This is a genomic window from Floccifex sp. (genome assembly GCF_051873495.1).
In the GTDB taxonomy this organism is placed as follows: Bacteria; Bacillota_I; Bacilli_A; order Erysipelotrichales; family Erysipelotrichaceae; genus Floccifex.
In genome coordinates this window covers 1-10,090 of record NZ_JBJEEX010000061.1, presented here as the reverse complement: position 1 = coordinate 10,090, position 10,090 = coordinate 1, and the positions used below count along the sequence as shown (strand labels likewise).

At 32.5% G+C, this 10,090-nt stretch carries 9 protein-coding genes; 6 read left to right on the top strand and 3 right to left on the bottom strand.

All coding sequences use genetic code 11. The features are described 5' to 3' along the window. Nucleotides 1–1,682 (bottom strand): GTP-binding protein (locus tag ACI313_RS03960; RefSeq protein ID WP_439755319.1); only part of this gene is annotated, 1,682 nt, incomplete at its 3' end. A 68-nt stretch (nt 1,683–1,750) separates the two neighbouring features. Here ACI313_RS03960 and ACI313_RS03955 point away from each other — a divergent pair. The 5 genes from ACI313_RS03955 (at nt 1,751) to ACI313_RS03935 (ending at nt 7,086) form a co-directional block, all read left to right on the top strand. Then, nucleotides 1,751–3,040, top strand: coding sequence for an O-acetylhomoserine aminocarboxypropyltransferase/cysteine synthase family protein (locus ACI313_RS03955; protein ID WP_439755318.1), 1,290 nt, complete (start codon nt 1,751–1,753; stop codon nt 3,038–3,040). Nucleotides 3,041–3,045: 5 nt separating this feature from the next. Further along, the gene (locus ACI313_RS03950; protein ID WP_320609001.1) at nt 3,046–4,026 is read left to right on the top strand and encodes a homoserine O-succinyltransferase; all 981 of its coding nucleotides are present in this window, start codon (nt 3,046–3,048) and stop codon (nt 4,024–4,026) included. A gap of 35 nt (nt 4,027–4,061) precedes the next feature. After that, nucleotides 4,062–4,832, top strand: a complete 771-nt coding sequence (locus tag ACI313_RS03945; protein ID WP_439755317.1) for a Cof-type HAD-IIB family hydrolase — start codon at nt 4,062–4,064, stop codon at nt 4,830–4,832. Between the two features lie 95 nt (nt 4,833–4,927). Further along, a complete protein-coding gene (locus ACI313_RS03940) occupies nt 4,928–6,238 on the top strand; it encodes a class II D-tagatose-bisphosphate aldolase, non-catalytic subunit (RefSeq protein WP_320608999.1) in 1,311 nt (436 codons plus the stop codon). Between the two features lie 41 nt (nt 6,239–6,279). Beyond that, nucleotides 6,280–7,086: an HAD family hydrolase gene (locus ACI313_RS03935; protein ID WP_320608998.1), complete on the top strand. Its 807-nt coding sequence runs from the start codon at nt 6,280–6,282 to the stop codon at nt 7,084–7,086. Between the two features lie 22 nt (nt 7,087–7,108). On the opposite strand, the gene ACI313_RS03930 is transcribed toward ACI313_RS03935, so the two are convergent. Both ACI313_RS03930 and ACI313_RS03925 read right to left on the bottom strand, forming a co-directional pair. Beyond that, on the bottom strand, nt 7,109–8,029 hold the full coding sequence (locus ACI313_RS03930) for an aldo/keto reductase (RefSeq protein ID WP_439755316.1): 921 nt from the start codon (nt 8,027–8,029) through the stop codon (nt 7,109–7,111). 39 nt (nt 8,030–8,068) lie between these two features. Beyond that, nucleotides 8,069–8,719, bottom strand: a complete 651-nt coding sequence (locus ACI313_RS03925) for a hypothetical protein (protein ID WP_320608996.1) — start codon at nt 8,717–8,719, stop codon at nt 8,069–8,071. A 146-nt stretch (nt 8,720–8,865) separates the two neighbouring features. Between ACI313_RS03925 and nagA the strand changes: the two genes are divergently transcribed. After that, nucleotides 8,866–10,005 (top strand): N-acetylglucosamine-6-phosphate deacetylase, encoded by a 1,140-nt coding sequence (gene nagA / locus ACI313_RS03920; protein WP_320608995.1) that lies wholly within the window; start codon nt 8,866–8,868, stop codon nt 10,003–10,005. Nucleotides 10,006–10,090: the final 85 nt, after the last annotated feature.

Here is a 10,090-nt window from a genome sequence, read left to right as displayed (position 1 = left end):
TAATTCATCAATAGACGCACAGGACCTCTACCTGATACAGTGAAAGTTCCATCTAAGTGGTCTTCAATAGTAACTGTGGCATGACGACATTCTAAATCATATAGAGCCTTTGATAAAGAATTGGAATCCAAAGTAAGATTAAATGAATAATAGGGCTCTAATAAAATAGAATGTGCTTTCTTTAAACCTTGACGAACGGCACGATACGTAGCTTGTCTAAAGTCACCACCTTCTGTATGTTTTAGATGACTTTTACCAGCTACCAATGTGATTTTCATATCCGTAATATAGGAACCAGTTAAAACACCTTTATGATGTTTTTCTTGAAGATGTGTTAGAATCAATCTTTGCCAGTTTAAAGCTAAAGAATCCATGGAAACATCGCTTTCAAATTGAAGTCCACTATTTCGTGGAAGAGGTTCTAATTTTAAATGAACTTCGGCATAATGACGTAAAGGCTCAAAGTGTCCTACTCCATAAACGGGTTCAGTAATTGTTTCTTTATAAATGACATTTCCTGTAGTAAAACCAACTTTAATTCCTGTTTCTTTTTCAATGCGATTTTGGAGAACTTCCATTTGAATGTCTCCCATTAATTGAACATTAATTTTTTTAGATTGAGATTCGTATTCAATATTTAATTGTGGATCTTGGCTACACAACAAGTCACATGTTTTCATCATCTGTAAAGGATCAATGCCACTTGGAAGGACAAGCTGATAGTTTAAATACGCATTTAAAAGAGGTTTTTCACTATCTTTTTCAATTCCCATTCCTTGTCCTACCTCAAAGTGTTCCAATCCTTTTAATACACAAATCATACCGGCATCGGCTTGATTGAGCATGGTGTAATTTTTACCGTTATATAAACGAATTTGATCAATTTTTTCTTCATTAATGATTTGTTTTGGTTTTACACAACCACTTGTGACTTTAATATGCGTTAGACGATTTCCTTGTTCGTCTTTTGATATTTTATAAACTTTCGCTCCAAATTCTTGTCCATATTCACAATCAAGGGAATATTGTTTAATGGCATCCATTAATGGCTCTATGCCTTCTAATTTTAAAGCACTTCCAAAGAATACCGGGAAACATTCTCTTTTATAGATGGCTTGTTGGATGGAATCAGTACAAATGGAATCATTTTGAATGTATTCATTTAATAAGTCTTCATTTACTAAAGCAAGTTTTTCAAATTTATCATCATTGTTAAAATCAATACAATTGGAATGACATTTCTTCGTTAAGTCTAATAAAAGATCTTCTTTTGAATGATAGGAAATATCCATTTTATTTACGAAACAAAGCGTAGGAACATGATAGTGTTCTAAGCATTTCCATATTGTCTGGGTATGACTTTGTACACCGTCTTGCCCATTAATTAATAAAATAGCTAAATCCAATACTTGAAGGCTTCGTTCCATTTCACTTGAAAAATCAATGTGACCTGGAGTATCAATGACATAGATATCTGTATATTTCCAAGTAAAATGAGCTTCTTTTGAATAAATCGTAATACCACGATTTCGTTCTTGATTGTCATAGTCTAAAAACGCATCTTGGTGATCGACTCGTCCTAATTTACGAATTTGACCAGATAAATACAACATACTTTCAATGCATGTCGTTTTACCGGCATCAACATGGGCTAAAATGCCAATACATACTTTTTTTCTCATAGTTAAAGAGTATCATAAAATAATAAATTTAAAAAGTTTGATGTTTATTGTAGAATAGAATACAAAGAATGGAGATGATTGAATTGAAGCAGAGTACTAAATGTATTCAAGCTGGGTATTCACCTAAAAATGGAGAATCAAGAATGATTCCAATTGTACAAAGTACAACATTTAAATACGATACAAGTGAAGATATGGGTAAATTATTTGATTTAGAAGCAGATGGGTATTTCTATACCCGACTTCAAAATCCAACAAATGATTATGTTGCTAAGAAAATTTGTGAATTAGAAGGTGGAAGTGCTGCCATGTTGACAAGTAGTGGACAAGCCGCTAATTTCTATGCAGTATTTAATATCGCAAATTGTGGAGACCATGTAATTTGTTCGTCTTCTATTTATGGAGGAACTTATAATTTATTTAATGTGACAATGCGTAAAATGGGAATTGACTTCACATTCCTTTCACCTGATTGTTCAATGGAAGAATTGGAAGCGGCTTTTAGATCAAATACAAAATGTGTTTTTGGGGAAACCATTGCCAATCCAGCTTTAATTGTTTTTGATATTGAATCATGGGCTGAAAAAGCACATGAACATGGTGTTCCTTTAATTGTGGATAATACCTTCGCAACACCAATTAATTGTCGTCCTATTGAATGGGGATGTGACATCGTTACGCATTCTACAACAAAATACATGGACGGACACGATGCTACCGTAGGTGGATGCATTGTAGACGGTGGACATTTTGACTGGATGGCCCATGCCGATAAATTCCCAGGATTAACTACACCAGATGAATCTTATCATGGTGTTACGTATGCCGAAAAATTTGGAAAAGAAGGTGCCTTCATTACCAAATGTACTTCGCAATTAATGCGTGATTTTGGTTCTATTCAAGCACCTATGAATGCGTATATGTTGAATCTAGGATTAGAGTCTTTGCATGTTCGTATGCCAAGACATTGTGAAAATGCTTTAAAAGTAGCTGAGTATTTAGAAGCTAATGACAAAGTAACTTGGGTAAATTATCCGTCTCTTCCTTCGAATAAATACTATGAAAGAGCACAAAAATATATGCCAAATGGAACTTGTGGGGTTGTTTCATTTGGAATTAAAGGTGGACGTAAAAAGGCTGAAGAATTCATGAGACACTTAAAAGTCGCAATGATTGCCACACATGTTGCGGATGCTCATACATGTGTATTGCACCCAGCTAGTAGTACTCATCGTCAAATGAATGATGAAGAACTAATTGCTGGTGGAGTAGGACCGGATTTAATTCGTTTATCTGTAGGAATCGAAGACATTGAAGATATTTTAGCGGATCTTCAACAAGCTTTTGATCAAATTTAGACACTATGCCAATTAATATACAAAATGGTTTACCAGCCAAAACCATTTTAGAAAACGAAAAAATCTTTGCGATTGAAGATGATAGTGCCCGTAAACAAAGAGTTCGTCCAATTCAACTTGTGATTTTAAATTTAATGCCTAAAAAAATAGAAACGGAAACCCAAATTCTTCGTTTAATTAGTAAATCTCCTTTACAAGTATCGATTGATTTTATGAAAATTGATGCACATAAATCAAAAAATACAAGTGAAGACCATTTAGTAAAATTTTATAAAGATTATCATGCGTTCTTAGATAATTATTATGATTGCATGATTATCACAGGAGCTCCCGTTGAACACTTGGATTTTGAACAAGTTGATTATTGGGATAGTCTATGTGAGATTATGGAATGGTCAAAAATACATGTGTTTAGTACAATGCATATTTGTTGGGGAGCCCAAGCTGGTTTGTATTATCACTATGGCATTCAAAAACAATTACTTGATGAAAAAATGTTTGGGATTTTTCCTCATCACTTAGAAGATGAATATGATTTTTTAACCAATGGATTTGATGAATACCACAATACACCACATTCTCGTCACACTAAAATAGATGAAGAAGCACTTGCCAAGGAAAAGCGTCTTGTGGTTTTATCAAAGGGAGAAAAGACAGGAAGTAATATTATTGTCACAAAGGATTATCGTCAAATATTTGTAACGGGTCATTTTGAATATGGCGTGGAAACACTAGCACAAGAATATTTTAGAGATATTAAGGAGCATAAGCCGATTCATATACCAGAAAATTATTTTATAAATGATGATCCTAATAATAAACCAATTTTAACTTGGCGTAGCCATGCGAATTTATTGTATCGAAATTGGTTAAATTATGTATATCAAGTCACACCATATCATATTGAAAATATTCAGTTTATGGATCCAATTGGAACAAGTAAACGAAATGAACATGGATATTCACAAGCCTTTATTAAAGAATGAGTCAAATCATTCTTTTTTTGTGGTAATATAAAGCTATGAAAGTAGTATTTTTTGATGTGGATGGGACATTGATTTCCCATAAAATAGGCAAAATTCCAGATAGTACTATAAATGCGATTAAACAAATTCGAAATAAAGGGATTTTCTGTGTTGTTTGTTCGGGAAGACATATAGAAGAATTAAAAGAACTAGAGTTTCCTTTATCTTTATTTGATGCGTATATTTTATTAAATGGACAATTAATTTTAGATAATAATTTTAAAGAAGTATGGTCTAATCCCATTGAAGGAAATAATTTAAAAAATTTAATTCATTTATATGAAAATAATATGATTCCTATTCAATTACTCGAAAAAAATACATTCTATATTAATTATGTAAACGATTATGTACGCTTTGCCCAGGAAAGTATTCATACTAGTGTTCCTAGAATCAGTGAGTATACACAAAATGTGATTTATCAAGGAATTGCTTTTGTGAATGAACAAGAAGAAAAAGAATTGAAAGAAAAACTAAGTGATTGTTTAATCACAAGATGGAATCCCTATGCAGTGGATATTGTTTCTAATAATGGTGGAAAAGGAAAAGCTATTCAACAATTCTTAGATATTTATCAAATTCCTGTTGATCAATCATTTGCCTTTGGAGATGGAGAAAACGATATGGATATGTTTGATAAGGTCGGTTTTAGTATTGCCATGGGAAATGCCGTTCCTTTGTTGAAATCAAAAGCAAATTATGTGACAAGTGATATTGATGAAGATGGAATTTACAATGGTTTGTCTTTTTTGAATTTCATTGATTAAATTTTACTTTTTTAATGTGAAATTTATACTAAATGGTACAGATATTTTATTTATTTATGATTCGAATATAATCAACAATGAGGAGGATATTATATATGCAAAATCCATTAAAACAAATTGTTAAAGCACAAAAAGAAGGAAGAGCAGTTGGAATCTATTCTTGTTGCTCAGCAAATGAATATGTTATTCGTGCGGCTTTATTAAAAGGTAAAAAAGATCAATCATGTGTACTAATTGAAAGTACAGCTAACCAATGTGATCAATATGGTGGATACACTGGTATGAAACCAGCTGATTTCAAAGCATTTGTAGAAGGAATCGCAAATGAAATTGGTTTTGATACAAATAAATTATTTTTAGGAGGAGATCACTTAGGTCCTCTTACTTTCACTTCTTTAAATGAAGAAGAAGCTATGAAAGAAGCAGAAGAATTAATTCGTTGTTACGTGGCAGCTGGATTCACAAAAATCCATATTGATACAAGTATGCGTGTAGCTGACGATGATGTGAATGAACGTTTAAGCGATGAAACAATTGCTCGTCGTGGAGCTCGTTTAGCTAAAGTTGCGGAAGAAACATACGCAAAATTAAAAGAAGAAAATCCTGATGCGATTGAACCTGTTTATATCGTAGGTAGTGAAGTTCCTATTCCAGGAGGAGCACAAGGTGCAGTTGATGAAGGTGTTCAAGTCACAAAACCAGAAGACTTCAAAGCTACATTGGCAACTTTTGAAAAAGCATTTAAAGACAATGGTTTAGACCATGCTTGGAGCAACGTAATTGGTATCGTTGTTCAACCAGGTGTAGAAGAAAAAGACAGTGGATGTACAGAATACGATCGTGAAAAAGCTGTTGATTTATGTGCAGCTATTCGTGATTACGATAATATCGTATTTGAAGGACATTCAACTGACTACCAAACAAAAATTAAATTACGTGAAATGGTAGAAGATGGAATTGCAATTTTAAAAGTAGGTCCTGGTTTCACATTCATGATGCGTCAAGCTTTATTCGCATTAGCTGATATTGAAAATGAATTATTTGGTGATAAGGCAAGTCATTTCAAAGAAGTATTAGACCAAGCTATGTTAGCAGATCCTAAGTATTGGTCAAAACACTATATTGGAACAGAAGAAGAAGTTGCGATGAAGCGTAAATATTCTTTCTCAGATCGTTGTCGTTACTATATGCCAGTTCCTTCTGTACAAGAAGCAATGCATACAATGATCAATAATTTACGTACACACGGAATTCCACTAAATTTATTGACGCAATATATGCCAATTCAATATACTAGAGTCAGAGAAGGATTATTAGAAAATGATCCAGAGGCTTTAATTGTGGATCGTATTTGTGATTCAATTGATGAATATTTATACGCAACACATCAAAGTGAATTATTCTAATAAGGCTGAACAATCAGCCTTTTTTTTGAAAGGAAAATAAGATGAAATGTATTATTTGTGATTTAGATGGATCTTTAATGAATCCCAGTAGTGGTTTGTACGTGAAAGAAGAAGTACAAAATCGTTTGATTCAACTACAAGAAAAAGGATATTTAGTGATTTTAAATTCAGCTCGTATTTTTCAAGGTGTGCTTCCTTTAGCGCATCAAATTAAAATGAATGAATTTGGAGGCTATGTGATTTCTTGTAATGGAGCAAGTGTCTATGATGTGAAAAAGAAAGAGGTTTTATTTGAATATCCTATTGCTTCAAAAACAATTGAACAACTATGGGATTTAACACTTCAATATCATTTGGAACCATCTTATACTCAATCAAATTATGTGGTTTGCCATGAATATACTCATGGATATGAACTCGATGCGTTTAATTGCAATGTTGATTATAAAGTACAAGATGAATGTGATTTTGTATCAAATGCGTGTAAATTCAGTGCTTCTGAATCACAAGAACGAATGGATACCTATTTTCCACTTTTAAAACAAAAGATGGAACAACAATATGATGTCTTAGCAATTCGTAGTACTCCTTTTATGGCCGATGTCGTTTGTAAAGGTGTAGACAAATTTAAAACATGTGATAAATTATTACAACAATTAAATATAAAATGGTCAGAAGTTTCTTATATTGGTGATGGTATATCGGATTTAGAATGTGTAAAAGAAGCTGGCTTAGGTGTTAGCTTAGAAAATGCTAAAGAGGAAGTAAAACAAGTAGCGGATTTAATTGTGAAGAGTTGCTTTGAAGATGGATGTATTGAATGGCTTGATATGTTGCTAGAAAACTAAAAAAAACTTCAGATGAAGTTTTTTAAGGTAAAGTCTTACCGCTTGCTTTATATAAATCATACCATTGTTGAGAAGTTAAATGGACCTTAATCGCATCTATGCATTCTTTTAAATGTGCGATGGAAGTGGTTCCTACAATAGGCTGAATATGAGCGGGGTGTCTTAATATCCAGGCTATGGCAATGGCTGTTTTTGATACTTTGTATTCACAAGCTAATTGATTTAGTAATTGATTTAATGGTTCATAATTTGGATGATCAATAAAAGATCCTTCTGTCCATGAAGCTTGTAAAGGGGACCAGGCTTGAATCATAATGTCATTATAGCGACAATAGTCTAGTATTCCCATATCGGTATCGAAAGCAAGTGGTTCTTTCATATTCATATGGATACCCGCATCAATGATATTCGAATGAACGATGGATAATTGTAATTGATTGATAATAATAGGATAAGGACAATATTTTTGAAGTAGTTTTATTTGATATGGAGTATGATTTGATACACCAAAATAACGTACTTTTCCAGCTTCATATAATTCTTTAAATGCTTGTCCTACTTCCATTGGATCACATAAAGCATCAGGACGATGAAGAAGTAAAATGTCAATGGAATCAACATGAAGACGATTCAATGATTCATTTACACTTTGAATGATGTGTTCTTTAGAAAAGTCATAGCGATAACCGGATACAATGCCACATTTAGTTTGAATAATCATTTTATTTCGATATTCGGGATGACGCTTTAAAACTTCACCAAATAATTGTTCGGATTGTCCTTTTCCATAGATATCGGCATGATCAAAGAAATTAATGCCATATTCTAGACAAGCTGTAACTAGAGCATCGACTTCGTCTATTGTTTTGTTGGCTATGCGCATGCATCCTAAAGAAATTTTTGATACCGATAAATTGGTTTGGGGGATTTGATAATATTCCATAAATTCTCCTTTTTTTATTATTGTATCAAAAAAAGAGGATTAATCCTCAGGGTTATCCTCTTTTAGTTCTTTTTCGTATTTTTTTGCGGTTTGTTCATCAACTAAGGCAAAATGTTCTTTACTTAATTCTTCATATTTTGCGGCATTTTCTAAGTCGCCTTTATTTTTATAAATTAAAGAAATTAAGTATTCGTTTACACCTTTTTGACTGTCTTCTAAGTCTTTTAATTCAAGTAATAAAGAACGAAGGTCTTTGTCGTTTTTAAGAATATAGATATTATAAACACGATTGGCTTCGAGTTTCATTCGTTCATTAGATGTAGTATTGATTAAATCAATATATTTCTTCGCTTTTTTCTTTTCCATTAATCCTACATAATAATTAAAAGCTTTCATGTAGTAGTGTTCTTTTTGGGAAGGAGTTAAAGGGAGTTTAATCACTTCATCAAATAAACGATTTGTTTCTTGTTTGTTTTGTTGTACGATAGCAGCATTTAATTTCATGTCGATGATGTTTAAATTATTTAATAGCATTTTTACTTTTTTAGAATCAATTTCTTTATAAAAAGAAGTAAAGTCTCCGTTTTCTAAATAATTGACTAATCTTTTATAAGTTGATTTTTTTAGTGTCGAAATTAAAAACATCATCACAATAGCGACTACAATAATAATAGCAATTGTTTTTTTCATAATTAACCTCTTTTTCTTTCTAGTCTATTATATCAAATTCAAATTGCGAATTGTGCTTTTACTAAAAAGTGTAAAAACATTGTATAATAAGATAACAACGAACTTTGATTTTAGGTTTAGAATGAAAGTAATGGAGGAAATGAAATATGATTATTCAAAGTAAAAGAGTATGGATTGCTGGGCAATTTATGCCTGCACAAATCGAAATGGACCAAGATAAAATCGTGAATATTTATGAATATGGTTCAAAAGAAGTGGATGTGGATTATGGAAATGATCGTATCGTTCCTGGTTTCATTGATATTCACACTCATGGATATGATACATTTGATACAAATGATGCACAACCAGAAGGATTACGTCACTGGATGAAATGCATTACATCAGAAGGGGTTACAGGAATTTGCCCTACAACAATTACTCAAAGTCATGAAGTGTTATCAGCTGCTGTTAAGAATGTGGCTCGTGTTGTAGAAGAAGGATATGAAGGAGCTGAAATCTTAGGAATTCACTTTGAAGGGCCTTATCTAGATCGTGTTTATAAAGGGGCTCAACCTGAACCTTATTGTATTGCACCAGATGTTGAAGAATTTAAACAATATCAAGAAGATGCACATGGATTAATTAAAGTTATCACAATGGCTTGTGAACATGATAAAGATTTCGCGTTAACTGAATACTGTGCTAAAAACGGTATTTTAGTAAGTCAAGGACACTCAGGAGCAACTTATGAACAAGCTCGTTTAGCTGTTGCCCATGGTGCTATGAGTATGACACACGTATTTAATGGAATGACTCCTTTCCATCATCGTAATCCTGGTTTAGTTGGAGCGGCTATGCGTTTTAGAGATGTATATGGAGAGGTTATTTGTGATGGAAACCACTCAAATGTCAATTCATTAAATAACTACTATATGGCTAAAGGAAGAGATTATGTCATTATGATTTCGGATTCTTTAATGGCTAAAGGATGTCCAATTGGAAGTAAACACATTTTTGGTGGAAATGAAATTGAAGTTTATCCTGATGGATCAGCTCACTTAACTAGTACAAAAGGTTTAGCGGGTTCAACTTTACAAATTAATCGTGGATTACAAATTGTTGTTGAACAAGCAGGAGTACCATTTGATTATGCCTTAAATTCTTGTACAATTAACCCAGCTCGTGCTTTACATGTAGATGATCGTAAAGGAAAAATTTGTACAGGATATGATGCTGACTTAGTTGTATTGAACAATGATTATGATGTTGTTCAAACATATGCTAGAGGAAAGGCTTGTAAATAAAAAAATAAAGAATGGAGTTAATTCCATTCTTTCAGTTTGTTGACAAACCCCTCGTTTTATTTTATTCGAGGGGTTATATTTCGCC